General features: G+C 39.6%; 15 protein-coding genes (1 of these 15 cut by a window edge). 7 read left to right on the plus strand and 8 right to left on the minus strand.

Going from position 1 to position 15,054, the window contains the following annotated elements; all coding sequences use genetic code 11:
* Together fumC and CTY47_RS02710 are read right to left on the minus strand one after the other, a co-directional pair.
* Positions 1 to 1,398: a class II fumarate hydratase gene (fumC, locus tag CTY47_RS02705; protein WP_099463300.1), complete on the minus strand. Its 1,398-nt coding sequence runs from the start codon at positions 1,396 to 1,398 to the stop codon at positions 1 to 3.
* A gap of 61 nt (positions 1,399 to 1,459) precedes the next feature.
* Positions 1,460 to 2,119, minus strand: a complete 660-nt coding sequence (locus CTY47_RS02710; RefSeq protein ID WP_099463301.1) for a DUF5715 family protein — start codon at positions 2,117 to 2,119, stop codon at positions 1,460 to 1,462.
* A 99-nt stretch (positions 2,120 to 2,218) separates the two neighbouring features.
* On the opposite strand from CTY47_RS02710, the gene CTY47_RS02715 reads away from it, so the two are divergent.
* The 4 genes from CTY47_RS02715 to CTY47_RS02730 are packed head-to-tail and all read left to right on the plus strand — an operon-like array spanning position 2,219 to position 5,697.
* The gene (locus CTY47_RS02715; protein WP_099463302.1) at positions 2,219 to 3,217 is read left to right on the plus strand and encodes a PhoH family protein; all 999 of its coding nucleotides are present in this window, start codon (positions 2,219 to 2,221) and stop codon (positions 3,215 to 3,217) included.
* A 12-nt stretch (positions 3,218 to 3,229) separates the two neighbouring features.
* Complete coding sequence (locus CTY47_RS02720) at positions 3,230 to 4,180, plus strand: phosphoribosylaminoimidazolesuccinocarboxamide synthase (protein WP_099463303.1); 951 nt, start codon at positions 3,230 to 3,232, stop codon at positions 4,178 to 4,180.
* Positions 4,181 to 4,191: 11 nt separating this feature from the next.
* The gene (gene ubiE / locus CTY47_RS02725; RefSeq protein WP_099463304.1) at positions 4,192 to 4,932 is read left to right on the plus strand and encodes a bifunctional demethylmenaquinone methyltransferase/2-methoxy-6-polyprenyl-1,4-benzoquinol methylase UbiE; all 741 of its coding nucleotides are present in this window, start codon (positions 4,192 to 4,194) and stop codon (positions 4,930 to 4,932) included.
* Between the two features lie 21 nt (positions 4,933 to 4,953).
* Complete coding sequence (locus tag CTY47_RS02730) at positions 4,954 to 5,697, plus strand: shikimate dehydrogenase family protein (protein WP_099463305.1); 744 nt, start codon at positions 4,954 to 4,956, stop codon at positions 5,695 to 5,697.
* Positions 5,698 to 5,795: 98 nt separating this feature from the next.
* On the opposite strand, the gene CTY47_RS02735 is transcribed toward CTY47_RS02730, so the two are convergent.
* From CTY47_RS02735 to mutY, 5 genes are read right to left on the minus strand one after another with little or no spacing between them, the layout of a single operon-like run.
* A complete protein-coding gene (locus CTY47_RS02735; RefSeq protein ID WP_099463306.1) occupies positions 5,796 to 6,419 on the minus strand; it encodes a 4'-phosphopantetheinyl transferase family protein in 624 nt (207 codons plus the stop codon).
* The gene (gene gldD / locus CTY47_RS02740; RefSeq protein ID WP_099463307.1) at positions 6,419 to 6,997 is read right to left on the minus strand and encodes a gliding motility lipoprotein GldD; all 579 of its coding nucleotides are present in this window, start codon (positions 6,995 to 6,997) and stop codon (positions 6,419 to 6,421) included. Before gldD ends, CTY47_RS02735 begins: the two co-directional genes overlap by 1 nt.
* 5 nt (positions 6,998 to 7,002) lie before the next feature.
* Positions 7,003 to 8,337 (minus strand): gliding motility-associated protein GldE, encoded by a 1,335-nt coding sequence (gene gldE, locus CTY47_RS02745; protein ID WP_099463308.1) that lies wholly within the window; start codon positions 8,335 to 8,337, stop codon positions 7,003 to 7,005.
* Positions 8,338 to 8,362: 25 nt separating this feature from the next.
* Positions 8,363 to 8,860, minus strand: a complete 498-nt coding sequence (ssb, locus tag CTY47_RS02750; protein WP_099463309.1) for a single-stranded DNA-binding protein — start codon at positions 8,858 to 8,860, stop codon at positions 8,363 to 8,365.
* A gap of 43 nt (positions 8,861 to 8,903) precedes the next feature.
* On the minus strand, positions 8,904 to 9,989 hold the full coding sequence (mutY, locus tag CTY47_RS02755; RefSeq protein WP_099463310.1) for an A/G-specific adenine glycosylase: 1,086 nt from the start codon (positions 9,987 to 9,989) through the stop codon (positions 8,904 to 8,906).
* A gap of 190 nt (positions 9,990 to 10,179) precedes the next feature.
* On the opposite strand from mutY, the gene CTY47_RS02760 reads away from it, so the two are divergent.
* From CTY47_RS02760 to dnaK, 3 genes are all read left to right on the plus strand, one after another.
* Positions 10,180 to 10,452, plus strand: coding sequence for an HU family DNA-binding protein (locus tag CTY47_RS02760; RefSeq protein ID WP_099463311.1), 273 nt, complete (start codon positions 10,180 to 10,182; stop codon positions 10,450 to 10,452).
* Between the two features lie 224 nt (positions 10,453 to 10,676).
* Positions 10,677 to 12,248: an Rne/Rng family ribonuclease gene (locus tag CTY47_RS02765; RefSeq protein ID WP_099463312.1), complete on the plus strand. Its 1,572-nt coding sequence runs from the start codon at positions 10,677 to 10,679 to the stop codon at positions 12,246 to 12,248.
* Positions 12,249 to 12,560: 312 nt separating this feature from the next.
* On the plus strand, positions 12,561 to 14,483 hold the full coding sequence (dnaK, locus tag CTY47_RS02770; RefSeq protein ID WP_099463313.1) for a molecular chaperone DnaK: 1,923 nt from the start codon (positions 12,561 to 12,563) through the stop codon (positions 14,481 to 14,483).
* 72 nt (positions 14,484 to 14,555) lie between these two features.
* On the opposite strand, the gene CTY47_RS02775 is transcribed toward dnaK, so the two are convergent.
* Positions 14,556 to 15,054 carry the 3' portion of an alpha/beta hydrolase gene (locus CTY47_RS02775; protein ID WP_099463314.1) on the minus strand. The gene runs 308 nt beyond the window's last position, so 499 of the gene's 807 nt are visible here — the last part of the coding sequence; its start codon lies beyond the right edge, outside the window; its stop codon occupies positions 14,556 to 14,558.

The raw sequence follows: 15,054 nt of genomic DNA on the forward strand, positions 1-15,054 counted from the left end.
TTATTCGCGGCCTACCATCTTTGCTGGGTCAACCCATTTATCAAATTCTTCTGCCGTAAGATAACCTGATTCTATGGCAGCCTGTTTTAAGGTTTTATCTTCTTTATATGCTTTCTGTGCAATTTCCGCTGCTTTATAATAGCCGATCTTCGGATTCAAAGCCGTAACAAGCATCAGGGAATCGTCCAAATGTTTCCGGATCGTTGCCGTTACCGGTATTATTCCTACTGCACAGTAATCATTAAAACTGGTACAGCCTTCTCCTATCAACCGGGCACTATGCAAAAAATTATATGCAATCATCGGCTTATACACATTCAGTTCAAAATGTCCGTTAGATCCGCCAATGGAAATTGCCACATCATTCCCCATCACTTGGGCGGCAATCATCGTCAAAGATTCGCACTGGGTCGGATTGACTTTTCCCGGCATAATAGATGACCCCGGCTCATTTTCAGGAAGATGTATTTCTCCTATTCCGGCACGCGGGCCTGAACCCAACATACGGATATCATTAGCTATTTTCATCAGGCTGACGGCAACGCTTTTTAATGCGCCATGAGCCTCGACCAATGCATCATGCGTAGCTAACGCTTCAAATTTATTCGGAGCGGTAACAAATGGCAATCCTGTTAATTCCGAAATTTTCTTAGCCACATTTTCAGCATAGTCTTTCGGAGTATTAATGCCCGTACCGACAGCAGTTCCGCCCAAAGCTAATTCCGATATATGTGATAATGAATTTCGCACAGCTGAGATTCCATATTCGAGCTGGGCTGCATAACCGCTAAACTCCTGCCCCAATGTCAATGGGGTAGCATCCATAAAATGCGTACGCCCGATCTTTACAACCGGCATGAACTCCCGGCTTTTAAGTAACAGCGTATGATAAAGTTTTTCTAATCCGGGCAAAGTCGTTTCGGCCAACATTTTATATGCAGCAATATGCATCGCAGTAGGAAAAGTATCATTTGAAGATTGAGACTTATTGACGTCGTCATTCGGAAGCAGTATTTTTTCTTTATCCGTAAGTTTTCCACCGGTCAATACCTGTGCACGATTGGCTATGACTTCATTTACATTCATGTTCGTTTGCGTCCCACTGCCTGTCTGCCAAACGACCAAAGGAAAACTACCATCCAGTTTACCTTCCAGAATTTCATTACAAACCTGAACAATCAGGTCGCATTTCTCAGTAGATAAAACACCGGCTTCCTTATTCGTTAAAGCAGCAGCTTTTTTCAGAAAAGCAAATGCTTCGATTATTTCTACAGGCATGCGGTCTGTTCCACGGGCAATCTTAAAGTTCTCCACACTACGTTGAGTCTGTGCTCCATAATAAGCTTGAGCAGGAACTTTCACTTCTCCCATCGTATCTTTCTCTATCCGATAATCCATTTTAATTCCTTTTTTATTATTAAAACTTCTTACCGGAAAGAAATGTTCTCTTTACGAAAATTTAATTTGCATCACGCACAGTAATATGGAAACATCCCTGTTTACGCTCATGCTTTATAAAACAACGGTTTTGCCTGTGTAAATCACGAAGAACTGAAGCCAGAACCATCTTCAACCGGTCTTTATCTATATTCAAAGTATCTTTCTCGTCAATTTTAGTATATCTGGCCCATGAAACATCGAAAGTAGTTCCGTATTGATGGGCTGAGTTAACCGAAGAATTAAAATTTCTTCTTTTTAATTTCTTCACATCATCTACCGTACGGGTTACGCTTGTAACTAATATTTTATACTTAGGAGCATTCAAATTATACAACGAATCCTGAAAGTTTTTACCGATATCCTCCAACAGATCAGCAGCCTGAGGAATGAGGTAAGGAATAGAGTGTTTTAACTCTTCTACTTCATAGTAATCATTAGTTTCTATTTCTTCCATCTTCTTTGATGCCTTTTCTGCCTCTTCTCTGGAGGAAACCGGTTCAATACCTAAACGTTGGGCCTCTGCCAAATGAACATCGTTCAAGTCTTTAAAATCGCGGTTGTAGCTTCCGTTATACCATATTTTTTTCAGTTCGCCACGTTTTTCTTTACAGGAAGGGAAGGCTGTTACTACAGAAAAAGCTATTAGCAACAGTAGAGCATTTATCGTATATTTCATCATGTTTCATTTTTGAATGACAAAAATAAAGAAAAAACGTAACACAGTACCATCGGATTCATAATATTACTACTTTTGTGTTCCATAAAAGATGGTTTCTGAATGATTGAACGAATTTATATCCTGGAAAGCGTAGACCCGGTTATTTTCTATGGAGTTAACAATGCAAATATGCAGTTAATTAAAACTCTGTTCCCGAAATTGCGCATTGTTGCCCGTGGAAATGTAATGAAAGTAATAGGCGATGAAGATGAGTCTGAACTTTTCCTCAAGAAAATCCGCGAAGTCGAAAAGTATTGCGAAGAATTCAATTCTCTTACGGAAGATGTAATTCTTGATATTGTGAAGGGGAAAGCTCCTGTCATAACCAAGCAAGAAAACCTCATTATACACGGAATGAACGGTAAAGCTATCGTTGCCCGGACAGATAACCAACAAAAGCTGGTAAAAGCATTCGAAGAAAACGATCTTGTATTTGCCACAGGGCCGGCCGGTTCGGGCAAAACATTCGTAGCTATAGCGCTAGCTGTAAAAGCGTTAAAAAACAAGGAAGTCCGCAAAATCATATTAAGTCGCCCAGCTGTTGAAGCCGGAGAAAAGCTCGGATTTCTACCAGGCGAAATGAAAGACAAACTAGATCCTTATTTACAACCCTTGTACGATGCTTTGCAAGATATGATACCCGGAGCCAAACTGAAAGAATATATGGAAAACAACATCATACAAATTGCGCCTCTTGCTTTTATGCGCGGACGCACACTGAATGATGCCGTTATTATTCTGGATGAAGCACAAAATACAACTACGCATCAGATAAAAATGTTTCTGACCCGTTTAGGTATGAATGCTAAAATGATTGTAACTGGAGATATTACTCAAATAGATTTACCTCCTACAGCAACTTCCGGGCTTATCCAGGCCATGAACATACTTAAAGGTGTAAACGGAATAGGAAAAATAGAATTCAACAAAAAGGATATTGTCCGCCACAAGTTGGTACAACGTATTGTTGAAGCTTATGATAAATTTGACGACAAGCGCAAGAAAGAAAGCAAAGAATCAAAAGAGAAGAAAAAGGAATCTACAATAATAACTAATTAAATTAAAAAGGTTATGAAGAAGGCGTTAGTTAGAACCGACTTTAATTTTCCCGGACAAAAAAGCGTATATCACGGTAAAGTACGCGATGTATATAACATTAATAATGAAGTTCTGGTAATGGTTGCAACCGACCGCATCTCGGCATTTGATGTTGTTCTGCCGGAAGGTATTCCTTACAAAGGACAAATGTTGAATCAGATTGCAGCCAAGTTTCTTGACGCTACAACCGATATTTGCCCGAACTGGAAGCTCGCAACTCCGGACCCAATGGTAACCGTTGGTGTACAATGCAAAGGATTTCCTGTTGAAATGATCGTACGCGGCTACCTTTGTGGTAGTGCTTGGCGCACTTATAAAAGCGGCGTACGCGAAATATGTGGTGTAAAATTGCCGGAAGGTATGCGTGAAAACGAACGTTTTCCTGAACCGATCATCACACCGACAACAAAAGCTGAAATAGGAGAACACGATGCCGACATCTCTAAAGAAGAAATCTTGGCTCAGGGATTGGCTACGCCTGAAGAATATGCTTTGCTAGAGAAGTACACGATGGCTTTATTCAAACGAGGAACCGAAATTGCAGCAGAACGCGGACTTATCCTTGTAGATACCAAATACGAATTCGGAACCAGCAACGGCACTATCTATCTGATGGATGAAATTCATACACCGGATTCTTCCCGTTACTTCTATTCGGAAGGCTACAAAGAACGTTTTGAAAAAGGTGAACCGCAAAAACAGCTTTCCAAAGAATTCGTGCGCGAATGGTTAATGGAAAACGGATTCCAGGGCAAAGCAGGACAAAAGGTTCCCGAGATGACACCGGCCATTGTAGAAGGTATCAGCGATCGCTATATAGAATTATTCGAACATATCACGGGTGAAAAGTTCGTAAAAGTCGACACTGACAATCTAACCAGTCGTATCGAAAAGAACGTAACCGAATATCTGAAGAATAAATAAGTAAATATAATATGGCGAAGTACGGTTCAGAACAAATTCTTCCATATAATAACGAAGAAAACAAAGGAGCGCAGGTAAAGCGTATGTTTGATAACATCGCCGGAAAATACGACTTACTGAATCATACATTATCACTCGGCATTGATAAAGGATGGCGCAGAAAAGGCATTGCTTTTCTGCGCCCTTTTTCTCCGCAAACCATATTAGATATTGCCACAGGAACCGGCGATCTGGCTATCTCTATGTATCAGACATTGAAAGCCCAGCATATTACGGGAGCAGATATATCCGAAGGAATGATGGAAGTAGGCCGCCAAAAAGTAGCAAAAGCCGGTTATTCGGAATATATATCATTTGAGCAGCAAGACTGCACAAAATTAACTTATCCGGATAACTCGTTTGATGCTGTAACCGCCGCTTTTGGAGTCCGCAACTTCGAGAATATCGAACAAGGGATTGCAGAAATGTATCGTGTGCTAAAGCCCGGTGGTCATCTTATGATTCTGGAATTGTCCACACCGGAACATTTCCCGATGAAACAGCTTTATTGCTTATATTCAAAAGTAGTTATCCCTAACGTAGGTAGATTTTTTTCTAAAGAAAAATCAGCATACAGTTACCTGCCGGAATCTATAAAAGTTGTTCCGCAGGGAAAGGTGATGACCGGTTTACTAAGCCGTCAAGGTTTTACCGATGCACATGTACAAACCTTCACCTTCGGAATTTGTTCATTATACACAGGCACTAAATAGTAACGAATATTTGAAAAGACTATGCAGAAATATGGATTATTAGGCTATCCTCTGGGACATTCATTCTCGAAGACATACTTCAATCAGAAGTTTGAAGCGGAAAAGATAAATGCAACATATATCAACTTCGAAATTCCGAACATCAAAGATATAAAAAACGTCCTAAAGGAAAATCCGGAATTGAACGGACTGAATGTCACTATTCCGTACAAAGAACAAATTATCCCTTATCTGGATGATTTGGATGAAGATGCACGCTTGATCGGTGCGGTAAACGTTATTAAATTCTCAAAAGGTCTTTTTGGGAAAACAAAATTAAAGGGTTACAATTCCGACATTATCGGGTTCAAACAATCTATCGAACCATTATTAAAAGAGACACACCGTAAAGCACTAATACTTGGCACAGGAGGAGCCTCCAAAGCCGTATTCCAGGGATTAAAACAGCTAGGTGTAGGTGCAACTTTAGTCTCACGCACTCCGAAAAAGTTTTGTATCACCTACGATGAAATTACTCCAAAAACAATGGAGCAATACACCGTAATCGTAAACACAACTCCACTCGGAATGTTTCCAAATATCAATACATGCCCGGACATTCCTTATGACATGCTTACACCGGATCATTTATTATACGATTTACTTTATAATCCGGACGAAACTCTTTTCATGAAGAAAGGGAAAGAAAAAGGGGCAGTAGTTAAAAACGGACTTGAAATGCTCCTGCTACAAGCTTTTGCCGCTTGGGAAATCTGGCAGAAATAACCTGTAAGGAAAAAGGTAAGCAACCTATTCGGAAAAGGTAGGCAACTTTTGCCAAAAAGGTAAGCATCAAAATCCAGCAAGACAAGCATCAAAAAGAATCAACCTAAACTCCAGGTTAGAACAAATCCGGGAGTAACGGAATAACCTAATTTAAAAAAAGCATTTTCCTGTGTGCGTGTTTCCTGAACAACAAAAGTACCGGATTCTGCATACAGGAAAGGTTTTACATGTAAATGACGGCAAAAATCCACGTCTTCCTGCTCTATCATCTTAAACAATGTCTCTTTTGCACACCAATAAATCAAAAGATGTTCAATCTCATGATTCAAATCAATAGCTTCTTCTTCTTCCTGATTCATAAATCGATTCCGTATTTTACATACCCGGTCCGAGCGATACTCAATATCGACACCTGCAGCAGGAGATTCCTGCAATAAGACCGCAGCATATCCCTTCGTATGTGATATACTGATATGTAAAGGTATATCCGGCAAAAACGGTGCTCCGTTCGGAAAATAATCAATCACAGCCTCTTTCTCCAACAACTCCTTCAACAGTACACGGCTGGCTAACCGTTCCTGTTTACGATGTTCGGCACGTATGGACTGTAAGAAAGAAAGAGAACCGGACAAATCAGGCAGCATAGACAACAACTTGTCTGAGCTTTCGCTTATCTGCCAAACTCCAAGCAAAGGATTATTTTGTTTCTGTAATAAAGGCATTATTTCTTCCAGCTAAAAGATTGGATAAGTTCTATAATATCCTTTCGGAGATATTCGGTTACAGGAGCCAGAGAATCTACATTAGGTTTGCAATCATAGTACAAGGCTCCGCGGAAAAAATTTGCTGCACTATCGGTCAGCATAAACTGTATAGGTGAAGCCGATTCGCCTTCCAGCAGGAAAAGAGAGCCATAAACATGTTCATCCGGGTTACTATATGCCTTCTCAACAACGGAAGCTATATCTTTCACCTGGCGAGATACTAATTCCCGGGATTCACTCTCCGCCCGATGCAATGTAGCTGGAGTTATAGGTAAATAACTGCAATATATCTTAGCACCCAATGACGGGTATGAAATATTGATCCATTGGCCGGACACATTTTCGACCGGCGGTAACTCCACTATAGATAATTGCGATACATCAAACGTATAAGGAAGATTGTCCAGCGGTAACTTCTGATAATGAGCAACGCCTGGCTCTATACGAAAATAGCCACGCGGCTTCGGTGTATATTCTGTACAAGAATAACATGCTAGCGAGCACACAAACACACACCAAATAGCCAACCACTTCATAAGAACTAATCTCCACCCTTTGTTTCGTGATTCTGGATGCAATTGAACTTCACCTTCAATATACGGCGATTATCTACTTCCAGTATCTGAAAACGATATTTGTTGTATTCTATAATTTCCCGACGATGCGGAAAATCTCCTTTTATCTCGAGAAGAAGCCCGGCCAGAGTTTCAACCTCTTCTGTCAGCTTGCCAAACTCACCCGGATCGACATCAATAGCACGAAAGAAATCTGTCAGTAATATCTTGGCCTCAAATATAATGCTACCATCAGCCAAACGGATAACTTGCTGTTCATCTTCATCGTATTCGTCTGAAATTTCGCCCACAATTTCCTCCAGAATATCTTCCATCGTTACAATACCAGACGTTCCACCAAACTCGTCTACAACAATCGCCATATGTATTTTATTAGTACGAAACTCTTCCAGCAAATCATCGATCTTTTTCGTCTCCGGTACAAAATAAGCCGGACGAATCAAACTTTGCCAACGAAATGTATCCGGTTTCTCCAAATAAGGCAACAGGTCTTTGATATATAAAATACCTTTAATATTATCTTCCGTCCCCGCATAAACAGGAATACGGGAATAACCGGATTTTACAATAAACTCTGTAACATCATGAAAAGTACTCTTAATATCAATATCTTCCATATCCAGACGAGGTGTCATAATCTCGTCAGCCGTTTTATTATAAAACTTAATAATTTCGGCCAGCATTTCCTTTTCTTCCGGTATTTCCGTAGAAGTTAACTCGAGTGCTTTCGTGAGTTCGTCTACCGATAAATCATATTTTTTCTTCACTAACGCTTTGTTAATGACAGTAGTAGATGTTACTAATAGAGAGGATAATGGTTTACAGAAACGTTCAAGACCGCTTAATACGGGAGCAGCAAAACGAACAAATTTCAAAGCGTTCTTTTGTGCATAAATCTTTGGCATAATCTCACCAAAAAGTAAAAGTAAGAAGGTCAGTATTACAGTTTCCAAGACAAACCCCAAGGCAGGAGATGCAGAAAAATTTATCCATGCATTAATACCATAGGTACAAAGCATGACAACAGCTACATTTACAAAGTTATTTGCTATCAGTATAGCCGCCAGAAGATATTCCGATCGCTCAAGAAGGCGTTGGATAACAAGGTCGGAAGTTGTTTTCTCTTCGCGGATGTCACTTATGTCACCCGGCGAAAGAGAAAAGAATGCTACTTCGGAAGCCGACACAAAACCGGAGATAAACAGCAACAAAATAGCCAGACTGAGAGCTATCACAGGCCCCGCTGTAAGCGCCTGTATCGTTATATGACTAAATAAGTCCGAATAATAATCTGAGTCCAAGGGGAACAGTGTTAGTTAAACAATATCAGAACGGGAGATCATCCGCGTCGCTGGTTTCAGAAAAAGCCCCCGACTGTGAAGAGGTTGGCTGCTGGTAATTCACAGGTGTATTAGCCGGCTGAGCAGACTGACCTGCTATTGGCTGAGCTCCTGCATTCGTATTCTGTTGTGTTCCGTCCGCCGGACGTGTTCCTGTGTTATAAAATTCTACACGGTCAGCATGTATTTCTGTTACATAACGTTTCACGCCTGTCTGATCATCATAGCTTCTAGTGCGGATTTTGCCTTCTACATAAACACCGGAACCTTTCTTTACCCATTTTTCTACAAAAGGGACCAAATCACGACGTACAACAATATTATGCCACTCGGTGCGCTCCGGTACCACTGTTCCGTTAGCCAATGTATAACCTCTTTCAGATGTTGCCAAAGGAAAATTTGCAACAGCGGCTCCACTATCAAAATAGCGCACGTCGGGATCCTTTCCCACGTTGCCGATAAGTATAACTTTATTCAACGACATAGTTCTAATTTCTAAATTATTATACAAAGAAACATAAATTCAATCACTCAAACAAGTTTCGGCCGAATTTCTCCAAATAAATATGTACAAGACGTGGCACGGCATATTTATCTATATCCTCACAAGAAATATGGAGATAACGTTGCAAAGCCTCAGTTTCAGACTCTACCTCCACTTTATAGAAAGTAGCATAAATTATTTGATGAGATAATACATGTTTTACATTTTTCAGTTTCACGGAAATATTCAATTTGCCTGCATCCTTAAACAGATATTGGAAAGCATCTGTTTGCTGCAACTCTCCAAAATCCATTATATGGCCTGTTTCGATCAGAGGAAATTCATATAATCCGGTCCATATATCTTTTCCTTCCCGACGATGAAGCAAGGTTTTGCCTTTATATATAATGTAGAAATAATGAAAGAAACGGTCCCGGATTTTTGTTTTACTTTGTTTAACCGGATATGAATCTACTTTATTTTCGGCAAATGCCATACATTTATCTACAAGAGGACATTTATTACAATCCGGATTTTGAGGAATACATTGTAACGCTCCAAGTTCCATTATTGCCTGATTGTGAAGACCTGCTTTTGAATTGTCCATCAATAATCCGGCTAAATCTGTAAAGGTTTTCTTTCCTTTTGTTGTATCGATCGGAATTTCCAAAGCGTATAAACGCGACAAAACACGAAAGACATTTCCATCAACTACCGGATAAGGTTGATCCCATGCGAATGAAACAATTGCAGCCGCAGTATATTCGCCTATACCTTTCAACGATATAACATCTTCATATTTATCGGGGAATATACCATTGAAGCGATCCATTATGTCACAAGCTGCCATTCTCAGATTACGAGCCCTGCTATAATATCCTAAACCCTGCCAATATTTCAGCACTTCGTCTTCATCTGCAACTGCCAGAGATTCAACATCGGGAAAACGATTAACAAACCGTCTGAAATATTCCAATCCCTGAACAACACGCGTTTGTTGCAATATAATCTCCGATATCCAGATAATATACGGATCATTTGTATTCCTCCAAGGCAAATCTCTTTTATACTCGTTATACCATGCTATCAAAGCACGACTTACTTTTAAATCGTTTTCTATCTGTCTCATAACGACTTGTTTTCACATCAACGTTCAAACCTAACTATTTGATTAATGCAAACATACATAGATATAACGGATTGTAAGGAATGTTTTTTATTAAAAATTGAGCATCAATTCTTTTTACACTTAAATAAAAAGCTATATATTTGCATTCCAAAAAATTAATAGGTCCAAATCAATTAATTAATTTATAGACATGACTAAAGCAGATATTGTTAGCGAAATTTCAAAAAGTACCGGCATTGACAAATCTACGGTATTGGCAAGCGTTGAATCTTTCATGGACATTGTAAAGGATTCTTTAGCTCAAGGTGAGAACGTTTACCTGAGAGGTTTCGGAAGTTTCGTTATTAAGAAAAGAGCTCAGAAAACAGCTCGTAATATTTCTAAAAATACAACGATCATCATTCCGGAACACAACATCCCGTCATTTAAGCCGGCTAAGACTTTCTTAAATGAAGTAAAGTAATCAAGTAATTATACGTTAAATTTAAAATTAAAGAACAATGCCTAGCGGAAAAAAAAGAAAAAGACATAAAATGTCTACGCACAAGCGCAAAAAGAGACTGAAAAAGAATAGACATAAGAAAAAATAAGTCTATCTAGCAAACTCTAAAGAACAAACTTAATAAGAGACCTTTTAAGTTTGTTCTTTGCGTATTTTAAGGTCTGATATTAAAATCCCTCTTTATAGTGATTAGTGAATTAGTAGTTGATGTACAGCCCAAAGAGGTATCTATTGCCGTACTGGAAGACAAGAATCTTGTGGAACTTCAGAAAGAAGCCCGCAACGTGTCTTTCGCTGTAGGCGATATTTATCTTGGTAAAGTAAAAAAACTAATGCCCGGGCTCAACGCTGCGTTCATTGATGTAGGTTATAAAAAGGATGCATTTCTTCACTACCTGGACTTAGGTCCTAATTTCAACACTCAACAGAAATTCCTCAAACAGGCGTTAAGCGATCCTAAAAAAACTCCTCCTATTTCTAAAATGCAGATACTACCTGAAATAGAAAAAGAAGGAAGTATAAGTGACGTACTGAAAGTGGGACAAGAGGTGTTGGTTCAAATTGCTAAAGAACCGATTTCAACAAAAGGACCCAGACTAACTTCCGAGCTATCCTTTGCCGGAAGATATATAGTCCTGATTCCATTTGCAGATAAGGTTTCAGTCTCCACTAAAATCAAATCAAGCGAAGAAAGAGCGCGTCTACGACAATTAATCCAAAGTATTAAACCAAAAAACTTTAGTGTTATTGTCAGAACTTCTTCGGAAGGTAAACGTGTAGCAGAACTCGATCATGAGCTAAAGACATTAGTAAAACGGTGGGAAGATAATATCATTAAAGTGCCTAAAGCAAAAGTTCCCTCTATCATCTATGAAGAGACGGCACGCGCGGTAGCATTATTAAGAGATATATTCAATCCTTCCTTCCAAAACATTCATGTAAACAACTCGGAAGTATATCATAACATACGTGATTATGTTAGCCTGATAGCACCGGGAAGAGAAGACATTGTACAACTGTATACCGGAGAACTTCCTATCTTCGACAATTTTGCTGTAACAAAACAGATCAAATCATTGTTCGGACGTACAGTGACCTATAAAAGTGGAGCCTACCTGATTATCGAACATACCGAGGCAATGCACGTGATAGATGTAAATAGCGGTAACCGCTCAAAAGGCAGTGATGCCCAAGAAAAAACAGCTATCGACGTAAATATTGCCGCAGCCGACGAAATTGCCCGTCAACTTCGTTTGCGTGATATGGGCGGTATTATTGTTGTAGACTTTATCGATATGGCAGAAGCTGCCAATCGGCAAAAGCTATTTGAACACATGTCTAAAGCAATGGCAACCGACCGGGCTAAACACAACATCCTGCCTTTAAGCAAGTTTGGCCTGATGCAAATTACACGCCAAAGAGTACGTCCCGCAATGGACGTAGATACGTCGGAAGCCTGCCCTGCCTGTTTCGGGACAGGAACTGTAAAACCTTCTATCCTATTCACAGATAGTTTGGAAGGCAAAATTGACTGTTTAGTAAATAAGCATCATGTGAAGAAATTCACCCTGCACGTACATCCTTACGTTGCAGCATATGTGAATAAAGGATTAATTCCTTTAAGTTCTAAGTGGAAATGGAGATATACCAGAGGCTTGAAGGTTATCCCCAACCAAAGTTTAGCTTTTCTTGAATACAAATTTTATGATGAAGACAAGAATGAGCTAGACATGAAAGAAGAAAAAGAGATTAAATAAGAAAATCTTACTGACAAAAGTTCCGGGCGATGAATTTCTCCCGGAACTTTTTTATTCCTTCTATATACATCTAAAATTTCTTCCGGTAGAAATACAAATTTCATCCGAGAGAAACTGAAAATCCATCCGAGTAGCCTACAAAAACATTTTGAAAACACTCTTACACCATTCTGTCAATCTGTCATACGACAGACAAAGAAAAAAGTCATGCTTTCATCAAATAACTTTGGCACGGCGTTTGTAGAATAATCTATGAATCGCTTCGGAAGGCGATGGAAAACTTAGAATAATAACAATTAAAATATTTACGTCATGGGAAAAATTATTGGTATTGACTTAGGGACAACCAACTCTTGTGTTGCCGTATTGGAAGGTAACGAACCGGTTGTTATTGCAAACAGCGAAGGTAAAAGAACAACACCTTCAATTGTTGCATTTGTAGAAGGAGGCGAACGTAAGGTAGGTGACCCGGCTAAACGTCAGGCTATCACAAATCCGGAAAAGACTATATTTTCAATCAAGCGTTTCATGGGTGAAACGTATGACCAGGTACAAAAAGAAATTAATCGCGTACCTTACAAAGTGGTACGTGGCGACAATAACACCCCGCGTGTTGATATTGAAGGCCGTCTCTATACTCCGCAGGAAATATCTGCGATGATCCTTCAAAAAATGAAAAAGACTGCAGAAGATTATCTGGGGCAGGAAGTAACAGATGCCGTAATTACCGTTCCAGCATACTTTAGTGACGCACAACGTCAGGCTACAAAAGAGGCAGGTGAAATTGCAGGTTTGAATGTACGTCGTATTGTAAACGAACCAACAGCTGCATCTCTAGCTTATGGCCTTGACAAGACAAGCAAAGATATGAAGATCGCCGTATTCGACTTAGGTGGCGGTACATTTGATATCTCTATCCTTGAACTGGGTGATGGCGTATTCGAAGTAAAATCAACAAACGGTGACACACATCTGGGTGGTGATGACTTTGACCACGTAATTATCGACTGGTTGGCAGAAGAATTCGAACGTGAAGAAGGTGTTGATCTGCGTAAAGACCCTATGGCTTTGCAACGTCTGAAAGAAGCAGCAGAAAAAGCTAAAATTGAATTATCAAGCACAACAAGTACAGAAATAAATTTACCGTATATCATGCCAGTAAACGGTATTCCAAAGCACTTAGTTAAGACTTTAACCCGTGCTAAGTTTGAACAGTTGGCAGACGGTTTAATCCAGGCTTGTATTGCTCCTTGTCGTCAAGCTCTGTCAGACGCAGGTTTGAGCACTTCTGATATAGATGAAGTTATTTTGGTAGGTGGATCTACTCGTATTCCTGCTGTACAGGCTATTGTTGAAAAGTTCTTCGGAAAAGCTCCTTCTAAAGGCGTTAATCCCGACGAAGTTGTAGCCGTAGGTGCTGCAATTCAGGGTGGTGTATTGACTGGAGAAGTAAAAGACGTATTGTTGTTGGACGTTACTCCACTATCTCTCGGTATCGAGACAATGGGTGGTGTAATGACTAAGCTGATCGAATCTAACACAACAATTCCGACTAAAAAGTCTGAGACGTTTACAACAGCCGTAGACAACCAACCTTCTGTAGAAATCCATATATTGCAAGGTGAACGTTCTTTGGCAAAAGATAACAAATCAATCGGACGTTTCCATTTGGACGGAATACCTGCTGCACAACGTGGCGTACCCCAGATTGAAGTAACATTCGATATTGATGCAAACGGTATATTAAATGTATCAGCCAAAGACAAAGGTACAGGAAAGACTCAAAGTATCCGTATCGAAGCTTCCAGTGGTTTGAGCGATGATGAAGTAAAACGCATGAAAGACGAAGCTGCAGCTAATGCCGAAGCAGATAAAAAAGAAAAAGAACGTATTGATAAGCTAAATCAGGCCGACAGTATGATCTTCCAGACCGAAAAACAATTAAATGATCTGGGTGACAAATTACCTGCTGACAAGAAAGCTCCGATCGAAGCAGCTTTAAATAAATTAAAAGAAGCTCACAAAGCTCAGGATATTGCAGGTATAGATGCTGCAATGGCAGAGTTGAACACTGTATTCCAAGCAGCTAGCCAAGAAATGTATAATGCTCAAGGTGGAGGAGCTCAACAACCAGGTCCAGACTTCGGACAACAAACTGGTGGTAACGCTGGAAACAATAATAACAACAACAAAGACGGCAACGTTACTGATGTGGATTTTGAGGAAGTGAAATAACTCATACCATATAGATAATAAAAAAAAGAGATCGTTTCTGAATATTTAGAAACGGTCTCTTTTTTTATCCTATCAACGGCAATGATCTTTTATGTAGTTCTTTAAAATATGAAATGCGGGTGATGCCATCGAGCTATGATCATAGCCACCTAACTCATACAGATAAGTTTCTTTATGTCCGACAACCTTCATCATACGCCAGAAATATGCATTTTCTTCATAACGGCCAAGCATTTCCATATCACGATCTCCAGAAACAATAATCAAAGGAGGAGCATCCGGGCGAACATAAAACAAAGGAGCAAATTCATCAATACCAGGTTGTGTATTTTTCATTCCCTTTGCCTGACGATAAGCAAAATGACTAATAGCATGTCCACTAAAAGGTATTAAAGCGGCAATAGAATCGGCATCTATATTATAGGCTTTCAACCATTTTTTATCCATACCAATCATATTTGTCAAATAACCTCCGGCAGAATGTCCTGAAACAAATATCTTCTGTTTATTACCTCCATATTTTTCTATTTCCTTGAAAGTCCATGCCACGGCAGAAGCGGCATCGTCTATG

The sequence above is a fragment of the Parabacteroides provencensis genome (assembly GCF_900232875.1).
Classification (GTDB): Bacteria; Bacteroidota; Bacteroidia; order Bacteroidales; family Tannerellaceae; genus Parabacteroides; species Parabacteroides chinchillae.

Coding starts and splice junctions, on each gene's coding strand:
- gldD (WP_099463307.1), bottom strand. CDS start 6,997: ATGAAGTGGTTGGCTATTTGGTGTGTGTTTGTGTGCTCGCTAGCATGT.
- CTY47_RS02715 (WP_099463302.1), top strand. CDS start 2,219: ATGATTGAACGAATTTATATCCTGGAAAGCGTAGACCCGGTTATTTTC.
- CTY47_RS02710 (WP_099463301.1), bottom strand. CDS start 2,119: ATGATGAAATATACGATAAATGCTCTACTGTTGCTAATAGCTTTTTCT.
- CTY47_RS02760 (WP_099463311.1), top strand. CDS start 10,180: ATGACTAAAGCAGATATTGTTAGCGAAATTTCAAAAAGTACCGGCATT.
- fumC (WP_099463300.1), bottom strand. CDS start 1,398: ATGGATTATCGGATAGAGAAAGATACGATGGGAGAAGTGAAAGTTCCT.
- CTY47_RS02720 (WP_099463303.1), top strand. CDS start 3,230: ATGAAGAAGGCGTTAGTTAGAACCGACTTTAATTTTCCCGGACAAAAA.
- ubiE (WP_099463304.1), top strand. CDS start 4,192: ATGGCGAAGTACGGTTCAGAACAAATTCTTCCATATAATAACGAAGAA.
- CTY47_RS02730 (WP_099463305.1), top strand. CDS start 4,954: ATGCAGAAATATGGATTATTAGGCTATCCTCTGGGACATTCATTCTCG.
- mutY (WP_099463310.1), bottom strand. CDS start 9,989: ATGAGACAGATAGAAAACGATTTAAAAGTAAGTCGTGCTTTGATAGCA.
- dnaK (WP_099463313.1), top strand. CDS start 12,561: ATGGGAAAAATTATTGGTATTGACTTAGGGACAACCAACTCTTGTGTT.
- ssb (WP_099463309.1), bottom strand. CDS start 8,860: ATGTCGTTGAATAAAGTTATACTTATCGGCAACGTGGGAAAGGATCCC.
- CTY47_RS02735 (WP_099463306.1), bottom strand. CDS start 6,419: ATGCCTTTATTACAGAAACAAAATAATCCTTTGCTTGGAGTTTGGCAG.